At 61.6% G+C, this 19,942-nt stretch carries 18 protein-coding genes; 14 read left to right on the forward strand and 4 right to left on the reverse strand.

The window, feature by feature from the left end:
- Positions 1 to 11 precede the first annotated feature (11 nt).
- The 4 genes from KSW38_RS09195 (at position 12) to KSW38_RS09210 (ending at position 5,139) form a co-directional block, all read left to right on the forward strand.
- Complete coding sequence (locus KSW38_RS09195) at positions 12 to 1,274, forward strand: FAD-dependent oxidoreductase (protein ID WP_216924440.1); 1,263 nt, start codon at positions 12 to 14, stop codon at positions 1,272 to 1,274.
- 67 nt (positions 1,275 to 1,341) lie between these two features.
- Positions 1,342 to 3,024 carry an ABC-F family ATP-binding cassette domain-containing protein gene (locus KSW38_RS09200; protein WP_216924442.1) on the forward strand — a complete coding sequence of 561 codons (1,683 nt, stop codon included), beginning with the start codon at positions 1,342 to 1,344 and terminating at the stop codon, positions 3,022 to 3,024.
- Positions 3,025 to 3,181: 157 nt separating this feature from the next.
- Positions 3,182 to 3,949, forward strand: a complete 768-nt coding sequence (locus KSW38_RS09205; protein ID WP_216924443.1) for a DeoR/GlpR family DNA-binding transcription regulator — start codon at positions 3,182 to 3,184, stop codon at positions 3,947 to 3,949.
- On the forward strand, positions 3,946 to 5,139 hold the full coding sequence (locus tag KSW38_RS09210) for an MFS transporter (RefSeq protein WP_216924445.1): 1,194 nt from the start codon (positions 3,946 to 3,948) through the stop codon (positions 5,137 to 5,139). The genes KSW38_RS09205 and KSW38_RS09210 overlap by 4 nt, the downstream gene beginning before the upstream one ends.
- On the opposite strand, the gene KSW38_RS09215 is transcribed toward KSW38_RS09210, so the two are convergent.
- Positions 5,084 to 5,920, reverse strand: coding sequence for a phosphatase PAP2 family protein (locus tag KSW38_RS09215; protein WP_254186272.1), 837 nt, complete (start codon positions 5,918 to 5,920; stop codon positions 5,084 to 5,086). The two genes, KSW38_RS09210 and KSW38_RS09215, sit on opposite strands and share 56 nt — an antisense overlap.
- Here KSW38_RS09215 and KSW38_RS09220 point away from each other — a divergent pair.
- The 7 genes from KSW38_RS09220 (at position 5,870) to KSW38_RS09250 (ending at position 13,840) form a co-directional block, all read left to right on the forward strand.
- Positions 5,870 to 7,381, forward strand: coding sequence for a bifunctional phosphatase PAP2/diacylglycerol kinase family protein (locus KSW38_RS09220; protein WP_216924449.1), 1,512 nt, complete (start codon positions 5,870 to 5,872; stop codon positions 7,379 to 7,381). The genes KSW38_RS09215 and KSW38_RS09220 overlap by 51 nt on opposite strands.
- Before the next feature lie 139 nt (positions 7,382 to 7,520).
- Complete coding sequence (locus KSW38_RS09225) at positions 7,521 to 8,465, forward strand: ABC transporter ATP-binding protein (protein WP_216924451.1); 945 nt, start codon at positions 7,521 to 7,523, stop codon at positions 8,463 to 8,465.
- A gap of 2 nt (positions 8,466 to 8,467) precedes the next feature.
- On the forward strand, positions 8,468 to 9,319 hold the full coding sequence (locus KSW38_RS09230; protein ID WP_216924452.1) for an ABC transporter permease: 852 nt from the start codon (positions 8,468 to 8,470) through the stop codon (positions 9,317 to 9,319).
- 18 nt (positions 9,320 to 9,337) lie between these two features.
- Positions 9,338 to 10,621 carry a sensor histidine kinase gene (locus tag KSW38_RS09235; RefSeq protein WP_216924454.1) on the forward strand — a complete coding sequence of 428 codons (1,284 nt, stop codon included), beginning with the start codon at positions 9,338 to 9,340 and terminating at the stop codon, positions 10,619 to 10,621.
- Positions 10,622 to 10,677: 56 nt separating this feature from the next.
- A complete protein-coding gene (locus KSW38_RS09240) occupies positions 10,678 to 11,316 on the forward strand; it encodes a response regulator (protein ID WP_254186306.1) in 639 nt (212 codons plus the stop codon).
- Positions 11,317 to 11,479: 163 nt separating this feature from the next.
- Positions 11,480 to 12,928 carry an amino acid permease gene (locus KSW38_RS09245; RefSeq protein WP_216924458.1) on the forward strand — a complete coding sequence of 483 codons (1,449 nt, stop codon included), beginning with the start codon at positions 11,480 to 11,482 and terminating at the stop codon, positions 12,926 to 12,928.
- 147 nt (positions 12,929 to 13,075) lie between these two features.
- Positions 13,076 to 13,840, forward strand: a complete 765-nt coding sequence (locus tag KSW38_RS09250) for an IclR family transcriptional regulator (protein ID WP_216924460.1) — start codon at positions 13,076 to 13,078, stop codon at positions 13,838 to 13,840.
- 11 nt (positions 13,841 to 13,851) lie between these two features.
- On the opposite strand, the gene KSW38_RS09255 is transcribed toward KSW38_RS09250, so the two are convergent.
- The 3 genes from KSW38_RS09255 to KSW38_RS09265 form a co-directional block, all read right to left on the reverse strand.
- The gene (locus KSW38_RS09255; RefSeq protein WP_216924462.1) at positions 13,852 to 14,616 is read right to left on the reverse strand and encodes an IclR family transcriptional regulator; all 765 of its coding nucleotides are present in this window, start codon (positions 14,614 to 14,616) and stop codon (positions 13,852 to 13,854) included.
- Between the two features lie 61 nt (positions 14,617 to 14,677).
- Complete coding sequence (locus KSW38_RS09260; protein WP_216924463.1) at positions 14,678 to 15,418, reverse strand: cyclase family protein; 741 nt, start codon at positions 15,416 to 15,418, stop codon at positions 14,678 to 14,680.
- Complete coding sequence (locus tag KSW38_RS09265) at positions 15,418 to 15,864, reverse strand: hypothetical protein (RefSeq protein WP_216924465.1); 447 nt, start codon at positions 15,862 to 15,864, stop codon at positions 15,418 to 15,420. Before KSW38_RS09265 ends, KSW38_RS09260 begins: the two co-directional genes overlap by 1 nt.
- 181 nt (positions 15,865 to 16,045) lie before the next feature.
- Between KSW38_RS09265 and KSW38_RS09270 the strand changes: the two genes are divergently transcribed.
- From KSW38_RS09270 to KSW38_RS09280, 3 genes are all read left to right on the forward strand, one after another.
- A complete protein-coding gene (locus KSW38_RS09270) occupies positions 16,046 to 16,933 on the forward strand; it encodes an intradiol ring-cleavage dioxygenase (protein WP_216924467.1) in 888 nt (295 codons plus the stop codon).
- Positions 16,934 to 16,969: 36 nt separating this feature from the next.
- On the forward strand, positions 16,970 to 18,277 hold the full coding sequence (locus tag KSW38_RS09275) for a M18 family aminopeptidase (RefSeq protein ID WP_216924475.1): 1,308 nt from the start codon (positions 16,970 to 16,972) through the stop codon (positions 18,275 to 18,277).
- A gap of 241 nt (positions 18,278 to 18,518) precedes the next feature.
- Positions 18,519 to 19,934, forward strand: a complete 1,416-nt coding sequence (locus tag KSW38_RS09280; protein ID WP_216924477.1) for an amino acid permease — start codon at positions 18,519 to 18,521, stop codon at positions 19,932 to 19,934.
- Positions 19,935 to 19,942 lie beyond the last annotated feature (8 nt).

Here is a 19,942-nt window from a genome sequence, read left to right on the forward strand (position 1 = left end):
CGGGAGAAGCTATGGAAAGCAGCACGCAGTGCGTTGTGGTTGGCGGAGGTCCGGCTGGGATCGTGCTGGGCCTGCTCCTTGCCCGGGCCGGAGTTGAAGTCACTGTGTTGGAGAAGCACGCCGACTTCCTGCGGGACTTCCGTGGCGATACCGTGCACGCCTCCACCGTCCGCCTCCTCGACGAGTTGGGGTTGGGTGAAGGGTTCCGGCAGCTGCCGCAGAGCAAGCTTGGTAATTTCCAGCTCCCTGCAGGGACCGGGGATTCTGTGATCCTCGCTGATTTCGGGCTCCTCAAGGAGCCGTATAACTATGTGGCCATGGTGCCCCAGTGGGACTTGCTGAACTTTCTGGTGGAGGCAGCCAAGCAGGAACCTACCTTCACGTTGCGGATGAACACTGAGGTCACAGAGCTGCTCCGCGACGGGGCCGGTGCAGTATCGGGTGTGGCGTACAGAACCCGGGACCCCCTAACCGGCGAAACCGTAGGGACGGGCGAACTGAGCGCTGCATTGACCGTGGCCTGTGACGGCCGTGGTTCGGTGCTTCGTGCACGGGCGGGTTTGGTGCCACGCGAATTTCCGGTGCCGTTCGATACGTGGTGGTTCCGGCTTCCGAGGTACTCCGATGAGAGGGATCCCGTGGCGTCGATTGCGCCCAGTTTCGGGACTTCGGACGTTCTGCTGAGTTTGACCCGCAAGGACTTTTATCAGATCGCCTACCTCGCGGCGAAGGGACTGGACCCGAAGTTGCGGGCTGAAGGCGTGGAGGCGTTTCGTGCACGCATCGCCAGGTTGCGGCCAGACCTTTCAGACCGTGTTGACAACATTCGCTCCGTGGATGATCTTCACCTGTTGGACGTGAAGCTCAACCGTTTGTCCGAGTGGCACAAGCCGGGCCTCCTGCTTATTGGTGATGCTGCCCACGCGATGTCCCCCGCCGGTGGCGTGGGGATCAACCTGGCGGTGCAGGACGCCGTCGCGGCGGCCCGGATCATTGCATCCCCGTTGCTGAGCAACACGCTCGACGACGGTCACCTCGCCGCCGTCCAGAAGCGGCGCTGGCCACCAACCGTGATTGTGCAGACGTTTCAGCGCGTCTTACATCGCGTGATCTTCGCGCAGGTCATGGCAGGCAAGCAGCCGAAGCCGCCCAAGCTGTTGCTCTTCGTGCTCCGGAACTTTCCCGGCGTCCGGAAGGTGCCTGCACGGATGATTGCCTTCGGCCCGCGACCCGAGCGTGCGCCGCAGTTCGCCCGGCGAAAGCCTGACGCTTAGCCCGCTTGGGCACCGAGGCCAAGTTCCGCCGTCGAGCCTTAATACCTGGCCGTGGGAAGATTGGGCGGTGGCCCATATTGACGTTTCCGGCATCGACTACTTCCTCTCCGACGGCACCCAGCTGCTCAACGGCGTGACCTTCAAGGTGCCGGACGGCACCAAGACCGCGCTGATTGGACCCAACGGAACCGGCAAAACGACGCTGTTCAAGATCATTTCCGGCGACCTCACACCCGACGAAGGCGTCGTAGGCAAATCCGGGAACATGGGCATCATGCGCCAGTTCGTGGGGCAAGTCCGGGACGAATCAACTGTCCGGGACCTGCTGGTTTCCACGGCCCAAGCCGGGCTGGCGGCAGCTGCCAAGGCGGTAGAAGACGCCGAGCTCGCCATGATGGAACACGACGATGAACCCACCCAGATGAAGTACGCCCAGGCGATCGTGGATTGGGGAGACGCCGGCGGTTACGACGTCGAGACGGTCTGGGACGAAGTCTGCATGGCGGCTTTGGGAATTTCCTTCGACAAAGCACAGTTCCGACGTGCCTCCACGCTGTCCGGTGGCGAGCAGAAGCGACTCGTGTTGGAAGCCCTGTTTGCGGGTCCGGATGAACTTCTGCTCCTGGACGAACCGGATAACTACCTTGACGTCCCCGGTAAGCGCTGGCTGGAGTCAAAGCTCAACGAATCCAAGAAGACCGTGCTGTTCATTAGCCACGACCGCGAGCTGCTCAACAACGCCGCCGGACGAATAGTGACGCTTGAACCAGGCATCAACGGAGCCGGAGCCTGGATCCACGGAGGCGGTTTCGGCTCCTACGTGGAGGCGCGTGCCGACAGGAACGCCCGGTTCGAGGAACTCCGCAAGCGCTGGGACGAGGAGCATGTGAAGCTCAAGGAACTCGTCAACATGTACAAGAACAAGGCTGCGTTCCGGTCCGACATGGCCAACAGGTACCAGGCAGCACAGACCCGTCTTGCCAAGTTCCTGGAGGCGGGGCCGCCCGAGGCCCTGCCCATTGAGCAGAACGTGAAGATGCGCCTCAAGGGTGGGCGAACAGCCAAACGCGCCGTCGTGGCGGAGAAGCTTGAACTGACTGGGCTCATGAAGCCGTTCTCCACCGAAATCTGGTTCGGCGACCGTGTGGGCGTACTCGGTTCCAACGGCTCCGGAAAGAGCCACTTCCTGCGCCTGCTCGCCACCGGAGGCACCGACCCCGAGCGGGAGCACTTGCCGGTGTCGGATGTTGTCATTGCTGAAGTGCCGCATGAAGGAACTGTGAAGTTGGGCGCGCGTATCCGCCCCGGATTCTTCGCGCAGACGCACGTTCGCCCGGATCTGCTGGGCCGGACCTTGTTGGAGATCCTGCACCGCGGCGATGAACACCGCTCGGGCCTGCCCCGGGAAGCTGCCGCGGGTGCTCTGGACTCCTACGGTTTGGCCGGACAGTCGGAGCAAAAGTATGAGTCCCTGTCCGGTGGCCAGCAGGCGCGGTTCCAGATCCTCCTGCTGCAGCTGTCCGGAGCCACCCTCTTGCTCCTGGACGAGCCCACCGACAACCTGGACTTGCACTCCGGCGAGGCCCTGGAGCGCGCTATCGATGCTTTCGAGGGAACGGTCCTGGCTGTCACCCATGACCGCTGGTTCGCCAAGTCCTTTGACCGCTTCCTGATTTTTGGCTCCGATGGAAAGGTCTACGAGTCGGAGGAACCCGTGTGGGATGAGAAACGCGTGGAGCGCGCCCGCTAATCCACACGTTCTCTCACATCGTTGCCCTTTTCGCGCGATGCTCTCTCAGTTGATGAGAGAGCATCGCGGGTTTAAGGGGTGGGATGTGAGAGAGCATCGGGTGATCAAATGATCACACTGCATGATTAAGTGAGCGTCAGCCTGATACCGTTGAACTATGGGAACTCCTGACCGCCATCGGCTCATTGGCGAGCTGCTGCGCAAACGCGAAGAAGTGTCGGTGGACGAGCTTGTGGCCGCCACCGGAGCCTCGGGCGCCACTGTCCGCCGCGACCTAGAGATCCTCGCTGCCAATGGAGTACTGAAGCGGGTCCACGGCGGGGCCCGCAGCCTGCTGGCGCGTGGCGACAATCCCGGCTACGGGCAGCGCGAGCTGGAAGACCACGAAGCGAAGCTCAAAATCGCAGCAGCCGTTGACACGCTCCTGAAGGACCGCGAGCACGTGTGGTTGGACAGCGGATCCACCGCCACGGAGATCGCGCGGCGGCTGAGTCAGCGTGACCTCACAGTGATGCCGATGTCTTTGCACGGCGTTGAGGCGCTGACCCACGCCAAGGAGGGCCGCCGGCCGCAGCTCATACTCCCCGGAGGAAGCCTCATTCCCGGCGAACGGTCTTTCCGCGGACCCATGACCGAGGCGAACATTCGCTCGTTGCGGTTCGACACCGCTGTGGTCACACCCTGCGCCCTCAACCTCAAGGACGGACTGCTGGCCCATGACCTTGACGACGCCGCGGTGAAGCGCGCCGGCCTGGAATCGGCGTCGCGGGTCATCGTTGCTTCCTCCGGCAGTAAGTGGAATGCCAGCGCGGTAGCCCTGGTTGCCGCTATGGAGACTGTGGACGTCATCGTGACGGACCTGAAGCCTTCTTCCGAAGATCTTGCCCGGCTCGACAAACTCTCTGTGGAAGTTGTGATTGCATGACCACCAGCACAAGAAGCGACACCAACGTCAACGCGGCGGCGGTGGCGACGTTCCTGATCTTCGCCATGAACGGCTTGGTGTTTGCCAGCTGGGCGGCACGCATCCCCGCTGTCACCGAGGCTCTTAGCCTGACCTCCGGCCAAATGGGCACCCTGCTGCTTTGCACCGCCGTCGGCTCCTTGATGGCTTTGCCGTCCGCAGGTTGGGTGGTGGGCCGAATCGGTACAGCTGGCACGGTTCGCCTCGCCGGCATCGTGGCGGGTGCCGCAGGTGCTGCGATCGCTTTCTCCCTCATGGCTGCATCGGTCCCGGGCACAGCCATCGCGCTCTTCTTCTTCGGCATCGGCATTGGCCTGTGGGACGTGGCCCAAAACATCGAAGGGGCCGACGTCGAACATCGGCTCAAGCGGACCATCATGCCGCAGTTTCACGCAGCGTTCAGCGGCGGGGCGTTTGTAGGCGCTTTGATCGGCGCAGGGCTCTCTCAACTCGGTGTTGGCCTCCCTGAGCACCTGCTCGTGATCGCCGGACTTGCTGTCCTCCTAGCGCTGACCGTGCCGCGGTACTTCCTGCCACACGAAGCGTCAGGGGTTGAAACGCTCGACGACGGCGCGCCGGCTCCCAAGGGACCCACGGCTTGGCGGGACGGCCGGACCCTGCTCATCGGTGTGGTGGTTTTGGGTGCGACCCTCACCGAGGGGGCCGGCAACGACTGGATTGCCAAGGCAGCCGTTGATGGACTCGGTACCTCCGAAGCGACGGGGGCCCTGCTGTTTGCGCTCTTCGTTGCTGCAATGACCGGGATGCGGTTCCTCGGCGGCAAGGTCATCGACAGGTTCGGCCGCGTCGCTGTTCTCCGCGCCAGCATGGCAGCGGCCGCGCTAGGCCTTGCGTTGTTCGTCTTTGCCGGCAACGTGGTGCTGGCTGGCCTTGGTGCTGCACTTTGGGGCGTTGGTGCGGCGTTGGCCTTCCCGATGGGCATGTCCGCAGCGGCCGACGATCCCAAGCACGCAGCGGCCCGGGTTTCCGTGGTCTCCACGATTGGCTACGTCGCGTTCCTGGCTGGCCCGCCGCTTCTGGGCTACCTTGGGGACCAAACCGGGATTCACATGGCACTGCTGGCCATCGGATTGCCTATTCTTGTTGCCCTGCTTCTTGCTGGCGTTGCAAAGCCCTTGCGCGCCAAATAGTCGTCCGACCAGCGATTTCATTCTCCTGGATGCATATGTCGCAGAACGGCCACCACAACAGCAGGACCACGCCGGCGGCAAGGCAAGCACCGCCGAGGACATCACTTAACCAGTGAGCGGACAGGTAGGTTCTGCTGACCATCATCGCGAGTATGCCAAGAACGGCCACCACTTTCGCCCACTGCTGACCGATCAGCAACGCCATGACGACGAGGAAAGCGGTAGTCGCAGAAACATGCCCCGAAGGGTATGAGCCTGTATCCGAGAGGACCTTGGCGCCTTGGGGCCGATCACGCCCAACCAGCGCTTTGGCCAGTTGAGTGAGGCCCAGTGCGGACAGACCGGCGAGTGCAGAGAAGGCGGCCGCGCGGGGACGCTGCCAAATGAGTAGCGCGGCTGCCAGCACCAGGTGCGACACCAAGGCGCCTGTATACCCAGCCCAGTTGAGCACCACGTTTACTGCGTCCCAGAACGGGGCGTGCAGGGTGAAGGAATAGGCCTGCCATGTTGTATCAATTCTGTTGAAGGCGGGCTCCCCTTGGCCGGCCATAATCAGCCCTCCCGGTACCGCGAACGCGCAGAGCAATAGCAAGGCAGGCGCGACAATCTGCCAGCTGGGCCGTTGGCGCGGACGCAGGACGCGAATCATGCACTCATCGTAGTCACCGGCGGTCTGTGTAAGACCCGGAATACCGCCGTCCAGCCGAAGGACTCGCGCTACTGTGGTGGAATGCGAGGTTTCCTGGGCAAAGGCCCCAAGCACGTGGCAAGGTTCGATCATTTCCTTGTCAGGGCAGTTTCGCGCCAGCCTCACGGAGAGCATGATGATCTCTTCCGACGGCTTTCAGCAGCCGCCACCAAAGGGAAGCTCTGGTTCGGCATCGCGGGAATCATGGCCTCGGTTCCAGGAAAGCCGCGCAGAGCAGCATTGCATGGACTCCTTGCCCTGGGCGTGGCCTCTGGGGTCACCAACGTCATCTTCAAGACGGCACTCCCCAGGACACGACCCCTGCCCGAGCATTTGCCGGTCTTCAGGTTCGTGCATCCGCAGCCAGTTAGTTCCTCAATGCCGTCGGGTCACTCAGCTTCCGCCGTAGCTTTTGCCGTGGGTGCGGGGATGGTCTCTCCCGTCCTGGGTGCCGTACTCGCGCCTATCGCCGCAGGCGTTGCCTATTCCCGCGTGCACACAGGGGCCCACTGGCCGTCGGATGTGGTGTTTGGTTCTGCACTTGGTGCGGGTGCTGCCCTGCTGACGCGCACGTGGTGGCCAGCCAAGCCTCCCGAGCCCAAGCCGCGCAGGACCGCAGCTGACGCTCCAGCGATTCCCGACGGCGAAGGGCTCAGTATTGCGGTCAACGTCCTGGGTGGTTCCTACTCCCCCGAAACCGGCGAACTACTGAAGGATGTATTCCCCAAAGCGCATATTCATGAAATCGCGGAGGGCGAGGATGTGGCCGCTGAGATTGAAGCAGCAGCATCCCGGTCAGGCACCGTAGCGCTTGGCGTTTGGGGCGGTGACGGCACGGTTGGCACCGCGGCAGCTATCGCCGTCGCGCATTCCCTGCCTCTGCTGGTATTACCGGGTGGCACCCTCAACCACTTTGCCCGTGACCTTGGGACCAGTTCGATTGACGACGCACTCGACGCAGTGACAAACGGGCACGCCGCTTATGTGGACTTCGGGCATGTTGCCGTCCATCGTGGTTTGCCTGAGAGCCCTGAGACCAGTGAGATCGCCATGCTGAATACGGCCAGCGTGGGTGTTTATCCGAACCTAGTACGCCGCCGGGAGCGGCTGCAGCCTGCCATGGGCAAACCCCTGGCCAGTCTGGTGGCATCGCTGCGGACTTTCGGCGTGAACTCGCCCACGACGCTCACCGTCAACGGCGTGAAGCACAAGCTGTGGATTCTGTACCTGGGACGCGGGCGGTACTACCCCAGCGACCATGCCCCACTTCGACGCCCTGTGTTGGACGACGGTGTCTTCGATCTCCGCATGATCACCGCGGATGAACCATTTGCCCGTGCCCGACTGCTTTGGGCCGTCATTACGGGCACCGTTGCTGCTTCCAAAGTCACGCATCTGACCGAGGCGACAACCGTCACCATTGAAGCGATCGGAGAACCGTTGGTCCTTGCCGTGGATGGTGAGCCTAAGCCCGGTGTGCGCAGTGCCGTGTTCACCGTCAAGAGGCGCGAGCTACGCGTGTACTGTGCCTTGCCGGACGACCCGGGTTCATAGCGTCATCCGGGAGGACTACCCTGACTGGACCCTGAATCATCCCTGGGACAGGCGATTTCTGCACCCTCTGTGACTAGCGTTGTCAGTACAGTCAACAACTCATCTGCACGTACACGTGCTCCGAGGAGGGAACGCTTCCATGATCGAAGCAAAAGGCCTGACGAAGGTCTACGGCGAGAAAACCGCCGTCGGCGGTGTCAGTTTCACCGTCCAGGCCGGACGGGTGACGGGCTTCCTGGGCCCGAACGGCGCCGGCAAGTCCACTACGATGCGCATGATCATGGGCCTTGACGCTCCCACTGCGGGTTCGGTGACCGTGAACGGGGAGCCGTTCGCCAAGCATGTTGCGCCACTGCGTGAAATCGGCGCGCTGTTGGACGCCAAGGCCGTCCATACGAGTCGCACGGCCTACAACCACCTGCTGGCCATGGCCGCAACACACAGCATCCCCAAGAGCCGGGTGCGGGAGGTCATTGAGATGACCGGGCTGGGAGAAGTCGCCAAGAAAAAGGTGAAGGGTTTCTCCCTTGGAATGGGCCAGCGCCTCGGTATTGCCGCAGCGTTGCTGGGCGATCCGCAGACCATCATCCTGGACGAGCCCGTCAACGGCCTGGATCCGGAGGGCGTGGTCTGGGTCCGCAACCTCGTCAAGTACCTCGCTTCCGAGGGCCGCACCGTGTTCCTGTCCAGCCACCTTATGAGCGAGATGGCATTGACGGCAGACCATCTGATCGTGATCGGCCGCGGCAAGATCATTGCGGATGCACCCATCGCAGAGATCATCACCGGTAAGGGCCAGGCCCGCACCCGCGTCCGCACGGACCAGCCCGAGCGGCTCATGCAACTACTCGCCGGCACGGGTGTCTCCGTGAAGGTCCAGGAACGTGAACTGCTGGAAGTTTCAGGCTTGGATCCGCGCGGAATCGCCCGGACTGCCCTGGACAACCAGGTCATGGTCTACGAGCTGACCCCGCTCCAGGCAAGTCTCGAAGAGGCGTACATGGAGTTGACCAAGGACGAGGTGGAATACCACTCGCACATCACCACCGGGGCCTCTGTTCCCGTTCAGGCCGGAGGGAAATAGACATGAGCACCACCACTTTGGACCGCAAGTCCATGCGTAACTCAGTCGGTCCAGGACCGGCCTTCCATCGCGTGCTGAACTCCGAGTTCATCAAGTTCCGCACGTTGTTGTCCACGCTGATTCTCCTGGCTTCCACAGCGTTGGTCATGGTTGGCTTCGCAGCACTTTCGGCTTGGGGTACAGGGCAGTTCGCCGAACAAGCTGCGAGGGATCCCGAAGCCGCCGCAGCCATTGCCGCACAGGGCGGCGACATCGCAGTTACCATCCCCACCTCCGGCATCGCATTCGCCCAGCTGATCCTCGGTTCGTTGGGCGTCCTGCTCATGAGCTCCGAATTCACCACGGGAATGGCGCGCTCCACTTTCGCCGCGGTCCCGAAGAGGCTCTCGCCGTTCCTGGCCAAGCTGATAGTCGTGATGGTCAGTGCCTTCCTGTTGACGGCGGTGTCCACTTTCATAGCTGGCCTCGTATCACTCCCGATCGTGGACAACTACGATCTCAAGCTGGATCTCAGTAGCTCGCAGTCGGTCAAGCTTTTGCTTGTCAACAGCATCTACGTGGCAGCCGTAGCAGCGATTGGCATGGCACTGGGGACTATAGTCCGCAACTCGGCAGGAGGCATCATGAGCCTCGTGGGTCTGTTCTTTGTGGCCCCGATTGCGTTCCAGCTCATTCCCGGCGATTTCTTCGTGGAAGCCCGCAAGTACCTTCCGGGCAACACCATCAACCCGATGACCGCCGTCGAGCATGTTCCGGACACCCTGGAAGTCTGGCAGGCCGCCCTGGTTCTCGGCGCTTGGGTTGTGGTACCCGTTGCCTTGGCAATGGTCCTGTTGAAGAAGCGGGATGTCTAGGCCCCCTAGGCTCAATCCATGACTGAACCTCCACAAACGAAGGACGCGCCGGCTGTAACAGCTGACGCGTCCTTCGCTGAAATCGCCCACCGCCGCAGGGGCCGTATCCGTCGATATTTTTTCGAGCGTCCCCGTGCGATGGATGCGGTGGTCGTCCTTTGCTACGTCCTTTTGGCCTTGCCCACCATCATCGCCTCGATCATCGAGGGCAAGTGGCTCGTGGTCGGGCTCTTGCTGCTGATCGCGACGGTTCTGATATTCCGGCGGCGGTACCCGCTTCAGGTGGTTGCCGCCGTCGCGGTTCTGGAAGTCTTGGCCACGGTGCTGAACCCGTGGGGCTCAAACGTTTCCGCGGGTCTGTGGTTCGCCCTCTACGCGGTAGCGACTACCCGGAAGCGGGCAATTTCACTGGTGGTGTTTGGCGCTGCCAGCCTGCCGCTTAGCCTGCTGTACCTTTTCATGTGGACAAGTCCCAGCAGTATGAACACCCTGCAGGACGTCCCCGAGAACTTCCACCTCATCAACAACATCGCCACTGCTGTGACCATCATGTTGTCCAACCTCCTGGCTACGGGCATTGGTATCTCGGTCCGCCAGCGGCGGGAGCATGAGGCCGAGATCGCCGCATGGGCAGCGCGGACAACGCAGTTGGGCAAGGTCACTGAGCGCAACAGGATTGCGCGGGAAATGCACGACGTCGTGGCTCACTCCCTGACGGTAATGATCAGTTTGTCGGACGGTGCGGCAGTCGTGGTCAAGAAGGACCCCGACCGCGCCGGCGACGTCCTGGGTGAGCTGTCCCGAACGGGCAGGGCGGCGCTTGCGGATATGCGCCGTGTGCTTGGAGTCCTGCGCGACGATTCCGGCCGCCCTGCGCCACTGACGCCGCTCGAGTCGGGGCTTAACCTGGCCAAGCTGCTGGATGGATTCCGTACGGCGGGCCTGCCGCTGCACTATGCGCACACAGGGCCCGCGCTTCCGGCCGATCCTGCTTTCGAGCTCACCGTTTACCGGATTGTGCAGGAATCGTTGACCAATGTACTCCGCTATGGGCGCTCTCTTAGCCGCGTCGACGTGCAAGTAGCCCGCGACGGCGACCTGGTCACCATTGACGTGCTCGACGACGGCCGGGGAACCCGGGAGGGTGGCGACTCAATGGACAGCCTGGGAACACGGCAAGGCATTGCGGGAATGCGTGAACGGGCGGGAATCTATGCTGGAATCGTTAGTGCCGGTCCGGGCAAAAGGGGAGGCTGGGCGGTCCACGCCGAGCTGCACTGGAACGGCGACAAGGGGGAATAGTGGTAGATCACGGCGTCATCAAGATCCTGCTGGTGGATGACCAGCCACTGCTGCGGATGGGCTTTCGACTCATCCTTGAAGGTGAAGAGGACTTCCATGTGGTGGGCGAGGCATCAGACGGGAACGAGGCTGTCCGGCAGGTTGGGGAGCTGCAGCCGGATGTGGTGCTCATGGACGTCCGAATGCCCACCATGGATGGCGTAGAAGCTACGCGCCGCATTTCGGACGCCGGTTCCGAAGCCCGGGTCATCATCCTCACCACATTTGACCTGGACGAATACGCTTTCTCGGGACTGCAGGCTGGTGCTTCTGCATTTCTGCTTAAGGATGTTGCCCCGGTTGAACTCGTGCACGCTGTACGGCTTGTGGCCAGTGGCGACGCCGTTGTGGCCCCCCGCGTAACGCAGAGGCTGTTGGAGACGTACGTACGCGGCGGCAGCGTGCCCGGACAATCGCCCAGCCCGCATCGCGATCCGTTATTGGACGATCTCACACCACGTGAGACTGAGATCCTCACGACCATCGCCGAGGGGCTGTCCAACGCGGAGATAGCCCATAAGTTCTTCCTGTCCGAGGCCACTGTTAAGACCCATGTCCGCCGCATCCTCAGCAAGCTGCAACTGAGGGATCGCGTGCAAGTGGTTGTGTACGCGTACGAGACCGGACTTGTTGTGCCGAGTAACCCGGACTACTAACCCGGCAGCACGTAACGTGCAACATATGCATTAACAAATGTTTTTAATGACCACACGCGGCGAAACTGTGTTACCTTCGTCACTACAGACGCCCTCCTTGGCACCCTCAGTCCGGATGTCCTCAGGCGTACCGTTCGCATCTGTCATTAACCGGAGACACCACATGGAACCTTCAGCACCCCTGCAATTGGACCATCTACCTGATGCTCCCGCTTCCCCCACCGCTCCTGCCGAAACCGGCCTCCGCCGAACGATGGGTCCGCGCCACCTCATCATGATCGCGATGGGAGGTGTCATCGGATCGGGCCTGTTCCTCAGTTCCGGATACACGATTTCCCAGGCAGGCCCCCTTGGCGCTGTCCTTGCATACTTGGTGGGGGCCTTCGTCGTCTACCTTGTGATGGCCTGCTTGGGTGAACTCGCCATCGCCTATCCGGTGTCAGGCGCCTTCCACATTTATGCTGCACGATCCATCGGTCCGGCCACGGGCTTCACAACGGCCTGGCTTTATTGGCTTTGCTGGGCCGTTGCGATCGGGTCCGAATTCACGGCCTCGGGCCTGCTCATGCAGCGGTGGTTCCCTGGCGTCGAAGTGTGGGTCTGGTGCGTGGTGTTCGCAGCGATCCTCTTCGGATTAAATGCTGTTTCCTCCAGGTTCTTCGGAGAGTCCGAGTTCTGGTTCTCCATCGTTAAAGTGGGTGCGATCATCGCGTTGATCGTGCTTGGTGGGGCCGCACTCGTCGGGTTCCAGCCGCTCTCGGAATCCGCTAATCACCCGTTCCTCTTTGAGAACTTCAACACCTCAGGCGGCCTCTTTCCCAACGGTTTCTCAGGAGTCCTTGTTACTGCCCTGGCAGTCTTCTATGCCTTCTCCGGATCCGAACTCATCGGCGTCGCTGCCGGAGAAACCACCGATCCCGCGCGGAATATCCCCAAAGCCATGCGCAGCACTGTAGTCCGCCTCCTGATCTTCTTCGTCGGTGCCATTGCCGTCATCGCAGCAACTGTTCCTTTCGATCAGGTGGGCTTGGACGAGAGCCCGTTCGTTACAGTGTTCTCCTCGGTGGGCATCCCCTACGCGGCCGACATCATGAACTTCGTCATCATCACGGCACTGTTGTCCGCCGGAAACAGTGGACTGTTCTCCTGTGCACGCATGCTGTACTCGCTGTCTGATGAAGGGCACGCGCCAAAGGCCCTGAAGCGACTGACGCGGCGCGGCATTCCCCTCGTTGCCCTTTCTGTCAGCATGCTTGGCGGGCTGGCATCGCTGATCAGCAGTGTGGTTGCCCCCGAAACGGTGTACCTCGCTCTTGTTTCCGTGGCAGGATTCGCGGTGGTAGGGGTATGGATGTCAATCACGGCCTCACATTTCTTCCATCGCCGGGCATTCATCCGAAATGGCGGCCAGGTGGCCGACCTTGCTTACAAAGCCCCGCTCTTCCCGCTGGTTCCGATCCTGGCATTCACGCTTTGCTTGGTCTCACTGGTAGGCATTGCCTTCGATCCCAACCAGGTTGCTGCCTTGTACTTCGGTATTCCGTTCGTGGCCGCCTGCTACATCTACTTCCACTTCATGCACGGGCGGCGGGCCACTAAGCAGATCGCCTGATCAATCCAGCACAGGGCTCCACGGCCGGACTTCAGAGAGAGTCCGGCCGTGCAGCCTTTTCATCGTCCTGCCCATGAGGGCCTGATTCTTGCGGCTGACACGGGCGTGTGAGAATGGCGTGAGCGCTTGGCGGAAGGAGCGGGATTCTTGGAGGTGTCACCGGAGGCGTCGTCGTTGGCGCAGGGGCTTCGTCTCGTTCGGTTGGTTACTGACCGCGAAAAGCAGGGCCGTCAGCTACTTGGCGTATCCCAACTCGCGGCCGAGCTGGACATGGAGCAGAGCCGGGTTTCGCGCCTGGCCCAGGAACTGTGCGATTTGGGGTTACTCGAGCGCCTGGAGCGCGGACCTTTCCGTGCGGGACCTCGGTTCTTCAGCCTGGCAGCCTCCCTCAACGTTGGCTGGGTCCATGATTCGCGTGCAGAACTGGAAGAGTTGGTCTCGTCCCTGGGATTTAGGTCCCGACTGTCAGTGCGCGACGGTGTCAGGGTTCTATTGCTGCGTTCCTCTACTAACAACTCAGTCCTGGGCGGGTTCGCAAAGCCGGGAATGGTCACGCCTGTGTGGTGTACGGGTTCCGGGCGGGCATTGCTGTGGGACCACTCCCGAAACGAACTGGAAGCCCTGCTCAAAGACGTCAACTTCATTGGCGTCGGCGGGCCTGCTGCAGCGCATTCCCAGGCGGAAGTCCACGCCCTCATGGAGCGCGACAGGCCCCAGGGTTTTGTTTTGGCGGCTGAGGAGTTCGAGCACGGTGTATGGGAACTGGCCGTACCTGTTCGGGATCCTTCGGGCGGCATCATTTCTGCCCTCAGTGTCCTGGGCACCCGTTCCGATCTTGAGAGGGCCGCACCGGAGCTTGCCCCGCTGCTGCATTCGGCAGCGCAGAGGCTCGGTTCCGCATCCGGCGCCTAAGGCCAGGGCAGCTACTGAAGCCGTCCACCAACCATAGACTCAAGCCACTCCTGCCAAGAGTGGAGTGCGACTGCGTAAGTTTCGCGGTGGGGCTCAATGCGTGACTTTGGGCCCACAATCTGAAGGGCCGCTGCAACCTCCCCCTTGAAGTCGCGTATGGGGGCAGCCAACGAGTAAAGTCCTGGTTCAGCTTCTTCGTCCACGATTGAGTAGCCGCGTACGCGAGCATCATTGAGGCGCGCCAGGAAGTCCTCCACAGAGGAAGGCGTATTGGGTCCATGCTTCACGAACTCAACAGACTCGAAGATCTTGCGGACTTCTTCGTCCGGAGCGTCCCACAGGAGTGCTTGGCCCGCGTCACTGCAATATGCAGGATAGGGACGTCCAAGCCACGATCCCACGAGGTTGGCGCTGGCAGGCACTTGTTCACCGATGGTGACCGTACTGTTGCCGCTGAGCACGCCAAGAAAGCATGCCTCGTTGGTTTCAGAAGCGAGACCCTCAAGGGCGGTTAGCCCGTCTGTTTTCAGCCGTTGTTCAGCGACCAGTTGGGCGTCCGTCAGGATAGTCCAGCCCAAGCTGTACTTCCTCTGATCCCTGCGGGCCAGGAAGCCCTCCTGCAAGGCGCCCTTGAGACTCCGGGACACTTGGCTGCGGTCCTTGTCCAGGTCGGCAGCGACGTCGGCGACCGTCCCGCCGTCGTATCCTTGCGCGTGACGGGCACCGACCGCAAGGATGGCCATCATGCCGCGGCCCATGCTTGAGGTCTTTGACATGGATTGATTCTAGCTATTGGCCGCAGGCGCGGCGGACCAGGGCGGGGGACAGGCGCGGGCCTTAGTGGATTGCGAAAACCCTGGCCGGAAATCCACTGCCTTCCAGGGGTTTGGCCCAGGAAGCAACCAGGACGCCCCCGGCCTCGGGCACGTTGTCCAGGTTGGCAAGAAGTTCAATCTGCCACTTGTCCCGGGCCAGGACATAAGTTTCCAGGCTGAAGTCCTGCTGGGAAGTTGCGACGCCGGGATCAGTGTCCGTTTGTTCGTGGCCCACGGCAGCCACAGCACGGTTCTCGATCAGGAATTCCAGAACCTCCCTCGACCAGCCGGGAGTGTGGCTGATGCCGGCTTGGTCCTTGTTCGCCATGGCCTGGGCATCGGGCCACCGCCTGCTCCAACCAGTGCGGAGCGCCACGAATGAACCCGCCAAAATGTGCCCGTTCCTCTCCTCCCAAGCCTGGACATCGGCGAGTGTTGGGGTGGCATCTTCATCCTTGCTGACACGGTCACTGATATCCAGGACAACCAAGGGCAAGAGCATTTGTTCCACGGGTATCTGGTCCAGCGTTCGGCCTCCCCGCACAAAGTGCGACGGCGGATCCACGTGGGTTCCCCACTGGCCCACGATCGAGTACCGGTGGGCAGTAAAGCCGTCCCCTTTTTCCATGTCAAAGAGGGCTTCGCGGGACTCATCCGGAAAGGCCGCGAAGCGCGGCTGACCTGGATGGAAAGCATGCGTCAGATCGGTGTACGTCCTGCCTTCGAGCAGGGGCGCGAGCTGCTGCCATAGCGGGTAATTCATCAGGCCACCCGGCTTTCAGTGACAGGAGCGTGGGCACTGCTGGAGACACTCAGTGGCCCGGAGACTTCAATGACGGGAACTTCCCACGGGTGGATATCGACGATCCGCTGGACGAGCTCATGAACGGCCTGCTCAGAGAGCGAATCATCGAAGTATGTGGTGAAGACAAAGGTCGGCGAGATGGTCCTCTGCCCCACGCTTCCCAGCGTGGGATTGGCACCTTCGGCGACGGTAAAGCCCTCGAACCCTGCCGAGGACTCAAAGACGTGGTGGTAATTACCGAAGCCACCCAGCTCCGGCGTTGCGGTGAGCGTTTGCAGCAGCGAGGCGATGCCGGCGTCGGACTCCAGAGCGCCCAGATCGCCACTGGCCAGTTGGGTCATGGTGTCCAGCGGAATGGGCCAGTGGATGCGCAGCTTTCGCACGGCTTTCAATTCAATGTTCATGGGGCAATGCCTTCCGAGGTGTGCTTACTGGGAGCAATGGTGGCACAACGTGACGAGCATTACAAGCATATAGAAATGTTTATATTGCACACACAGTGCGAGAGCTCTTAGTCGCGGCTTTCACAGCGCCACCATGGGTTCGGCATGTACAAGTCACAGCCCCCGTGGGTTTGATGGACGCATGACCTCCCCACAGCCCCATCCAGACCACGATCGCGGCCTCGAATTCGATCTCTCCACTCTCCTGAGCCGTCGGCGATCATTCGGCCTCCTGTTCGGCGCCGGGACGGCAGCAGCCCTGGCTGCCTGCACGCCGGGTTCCGGAGGTGGCGGCGCGTCGCCGTCGTCGTCCTCCGGCGCTGCCGCTACCGCAACAGAAAGCACGACGGCGGCCGTAACACCTTCCGCTACGAGTACCGTGACGCGCGCCCTCGCCGAATGCGGGGTCGAGATCCCCGAGGAAACAGTCGGCCCATATCCCGGCGACGGTTCCAACGGGCCGAATGTGCTCGAAGCATCGGGAGTGGTTCGAAAGGACATCAGTTCAAGCTTCAGTAGCTCCACCACGAAGGCCACGGGTGTCCCGCTGACTTTCACCCTGACGCTCATGGACAACGCCAATGGTTGCTCGCCCCTGGCGGGCGCAGCTGTCTATGTATGGCATTGTGACCAGAATGGAAAGTATTCCCTGTACGACTCGGGGCTGAAGAACGAGAACTACCTGCGCGGCGTCCAGGAAGCTGACAGCAACGGCCAGGTAACTTTCACCTCCATCTATCCCGGCGCCTACAGTGGCCGGTGGCCTCATATTCACTTTGAGGTATTTGAATCCATGAGCAACACTTCTGCGGCCGGGCAGGTGCTGGCAGTTTCCCAGATCGCCCTTACCGAGGCAGCGTGCAAGGACGTCTACGCGTCGGAGGGATATGAGTCGAGTGCCCGAAACTTCGCAAAGAGCACCCTGGCAGATGACAACGTCTTTGGTGACGATGGGGGCATATATCAGCTGGCCACTATGTCGGGCTCCGTCCAGGGAGGCTACACAGCCGCGCTGAACGTCACGGTCTGACGCGAAGCGGTCGACGAGCGCGGCTAGACTCGGGGCATGCCTTCGAATGCTTCCGCAGCAACTGACCACATCCAGGACCTCGGCGCATATGTTTCGGCTTCGCCATCCAGCTTCCATGCAGTGCACGAGGCCGGTCGCCGGCTCAATAGCGCTGGCTTCACCTCACTGGATGAACTGCAGCCGTGGGAAGGTGGCGCGGGTAAGTTCTACGTCATCCGCGATGGCGCCCTGATCGCGTGGGTAACTCCGGAGAATGCCGGTCCAACCACGGGCTTCAATATTCTGGGCGCCCACACGGACTCCCCCTCCTTCAAACTCAAGCCGAAGCCCACCACCGGGAAGTTCGGTTGGCTGCAGGCCGGCGTCGAGGTGTACGGAGGGCCACTCCTGAACTCCTGGCTGGACCGTGAGCTGCAACTGGCCGGTCGCCTGGTGTTACGCGACGGCACGCAGCACCTGACTGCAACCGGCCCGCTCCTGCGCTTCCCACAACTGGCCATTCACTTGGATCGTGGGGTTAACGACAACGGCCTCCTGCTTTCCAAGCAGCAGCACATGAACCCGATTTTCGGGCAGGGCGATCCAGCCAATGAAGATCTTTTGGGCCTGCTTGCCGAGCGAACCGAGGGCACCGCCGTTGATCCGGCGGACATTGGGGGTTACGACGTCGTGGTGGCGGATACGCAGGCGCCCGCGGTTTTCGGCGCTAAGGGTGAGTTCTTCGCCTCCGGCCGCTTGGACAACCTTTCTTCGACCCACGCTGGTTTGGTGGCATTGATTGGACATGCGAAAGCGGGCCCGGAAGACGGCCCCATCGCTGTCCTCGCTGCTTTTGACCATGAAGAGATCGGTTCCAACTCGCGCTCCGGGGCCTGCGGGCCCATCCTCGAGGACATCCTGACTCGAATCTCTGACGGTCTTGGCGCTTCGGTGAGCCAGCGGCGGCAGTCCTTGGCGGCGTCGTTCTGTGTCTCTGCGGATGCCGGCCACGCCGTCCACCCGAACTACGCCGAGAGGCATGATCCGGTAAACCGTCCCGTACTCAACGGTGGGCCGCTGTTGAAGATCAATGCCAACCAGCGCTACGCCACCGATGCGGCGGGGGCTGCGCTGTGGGCGCGGATGTGCGCGGAAGCAAATGTGCCGTACCAGGAATATGTCTCCAACAATGACCTTCCATGCGGTTCCACCATCGGTCCACTGACCGCGACGCGCTTGGGCATCAGGACAGTTGATGTGGGCATCCCTCTGCTGTCCATGCATTCGGCACGGGAGTTGTGCGGCGTTGAGGACGCCTTCCGTTTGGCTTCTCTGGCTGAACTGTTCTACCGAACTGCCGTCTGAGGTCCTCCAAGGAAACCAAAAGCCTCAAGGACTCATTTCAAGAGCGTTTCCAATGTTTCGCAGGGGAAACTTTGGATGCTTATTATCATACTTTTTGTGCGTGCTTCCGTTTTGAAGAACGTCAAAATGTACATCTGCACAAGAAGATGCCCTGTCCGGATGGCTACTCTGGGAAAGCCATGTGGCCCACTGCACATCAACTGGGCCCCTTCTCCAAACAGACTAAGGACGGCGCCGACCCATGCACGCTGACCAACAGCTTTCAAAGTCCCTGAAGCCACGACACCTCTCCATGATCGCCATCGCCGGCGTGATTGGTGCTGGGCTCTTTGTGGGATCCGGCGCCGCCATCCAACAGGCTGGTCCGGGCATCCTTGTCGCCTATCTGGCCGCTGGCCTGGTGGTCATCCTCGTCATGCGGATGCTTGGCGAGATGGCTGCGGCCAACCCGGAGACAGGCTCCTTCTCCACCTACGCGGACAAGGCGTTGGGCCGCTGGGCCGGATTCAGCATTGGCTGGCTCTACGCGTGGTTCTGGATCATCGTGCTGGGCATCGAGGCCACCGCAGGTGCTGCCATCATGCATCGCTGGGTTCCAGGCGTCGACCAATGGGTTTGGGCGCTGGTACTCATGGTCCTCCTGACATTGACCAACCTGGGCTCCGTGAAGTCCTACGGCGAGTTTGAATTCTGGTTCGCGTCGATCAAGGTGGCTGCCATCGTCATCTTCCTACTCGCAGGCATTGCCGCCATCCTTGGCTTGATCCCGGGTGTTTCCGCGCCGGGCGTCGCCAACCTTCTGGACCAGGGCGGCTTTATGCCCAACGGTCCCGGGGCGGTCTTGGCTGGCATCCTCGTGGTGGTCTTCTCGTTCTTTGGTGCCGAGATTGCCACGATCGCCGCGGGCGAGTCCGAAAACCCAGTAGATGCCGTAAAGAAGGCTGTGAAGTCCACTGTGTGGCGCATCTTGATCTTCTACATCGGCTCCATTGCCATTGTGGTCACGCTCCTGCCGTGGAACAGCGCCTCAGTTGCCAAGAGCCCGTATGTTGCCGTGATTGAGCTTTACGGAATCCCGGGTGCCGGCACCATCATGGACATCGTGGTGCTCACGTCGGTTCTCTCCTGCCTGAACTCGGGCCTGTACACGGCAAGCCGCATGCTTTTCTCGCTCTCGCAGCGTGGCGACGCTCCCAAATCCTGGATGAAGATTTCCAAGCGCGGCGTTCCTGCGGCAGCAGTGCTGGCCTCCACCGTGGTGGGGTTCATCACTGTTGGCCTGAACTACGTCGCTCCGGATACCGTGTTCCTGTTCCTCGTCAACACGTCCGGCGCTATCGCCTTGTTTGTGTGGCTGGTTATCGCCAGCTCACAGCTCATCCTCCGCCGCCGGATGGGCGCGGCCGCCAAGGACCTGAACCTCAAGATGTGGATGTTCCCGTACCTCACGTGGATCGCAATCGGAAGCATCGTTGCGCTCATCATCGGCATGGTGATCCTTGAATCCACGCGAGAATCGCTCTTCCTCTCGCTGGCGCTGGCCGCTGTTGTCGTCGCCATCGGCGTATTCCGATACCGCAAGCGTGGGACGCCGTCCGCTCCGGCGGGTGACGTGGATGCCGAGCGTGTGACGTTGGGTTCCGGTCCGGCGTCGTAAGCGTCCTT

The sequence above is a fragment of the Paenarthrobacter aromaticivorans genome (genome assembly GCF_019038615.1).
Taxonomy (GTDB): domain Bacteria; phylum Actinomycetota; class Actinomycetes; order Actinomycetales; family Micrococcaceae; genus Arthrobacter; species Arthrobacter aromaticivorans.

Coding starts and splice junctions, on each gene's coding strand:
- KSW38_RS09220 (WP_216924449.1), top strand. CDS start 5,870: ATGCGAGGTTTCCTGGGCAAAGGCCCCAAGCACGTGGCAAGGTTCGAT.
- KSW38_RS09260 (WP_216924463.1), bottom strand. CDS start 15,418: ATGAATTACCCGCTATGGCAGCAGCTCGCGCCCCTGCTCGAAGGCAGG.
- KSW38_RS09225 (WP_216924451.1), top strand. CDS start 7,521: ATGATCGAAGCAAAAGGCCTGACGAAGGTCTACGGCGAGAAAACCGCC.
- KSW38_RS09270 (WP_216924467.1), top strand. CDS start 16,046: ATGACCTCCCCACAGCCCCATCCAGACCACGATCGCGGCCTCGAATTC.
- KSW38_RS09210 (WP_216924445.1), top strand. CDS start 3,946: ATGACCACCAGCACAAGAAGCGACACCAACGTCAACGCGGCGGCGGTG.
- KSW38_RS09230 (WP_216924452.1), top strand. CDS start 8,468: ATGAGCACCACCACTTTGGACCGCAAGTCCATGCGTAACTCAGTCGGT.
- KSW38_RS09280 (WP_216924477.1), top strand. CDS start 18,519: ATGCACGCTGACCAACAGCTTTCAAAGTCCCTGAAGCCACGACACCTC.
- KSW38_RS09245 (WP_216924458.1), top strand. CDS start 11,480: ATGGAACCTTCAGCACCCCTGCAATTGGACCATCTACCTGATGCTCCC.
- KSW38_RS09265 (WP_216924465.1), bottom strand. CDS start 15,864: ATGAACATTGAATTGAAAGCCGTGCGAAAGCTGCGCATCCACTGGCCC.
- KSW38_RS09275 (WP_216924475.1), top strand. CDS start 16,970: ATGCCTTCGAATGCTTCCGCAGCAACTGACCACATCCAGGACCTCGGC.
- KSW38_RS09215 (WP_254186272.1), bottom strand. CDS start 5,920: ATGATCGAACCTTGCCACGTGCTTGGGGCCTTTGCCCAGGAAACCTCG.
- KSW38_RS09240 (WP_254186306.1), top strand. CDS start 10,678: ATGGGCTTTCGACTCATCCTTGAAGGTGAAGAGGACTTCCATGTGGTG.
- KSW38_RS09255 (WP_216924462.1), bottom strand. CDS start 14,616: ATGTCAAAGACCTCAAGCATGGGCCGCGGCATGATGGCCATCCTTGCG.
- KSW38_RS09235 (WP_216924454.1), top strand. CDS start 9,338: ATGACTGAACCTCCACAAACGAAGGACGCGCCGGCTGTAACAGCTGAC.
- KSW38_RS09205 (WP_216924443.1), top strand. CDS start 3,182: ATGGGAACTCCTGACCGCCATCGGCTCATTGGCGAGCTGCTGCGCAAA.
- KSW38_RS09195 (WP_216924440.1), top strand. CDS start 12: ATGGAAAGCAGCACGCAGTGCGTTGTGGTTGGCGGAGGTCCGGCTGGG.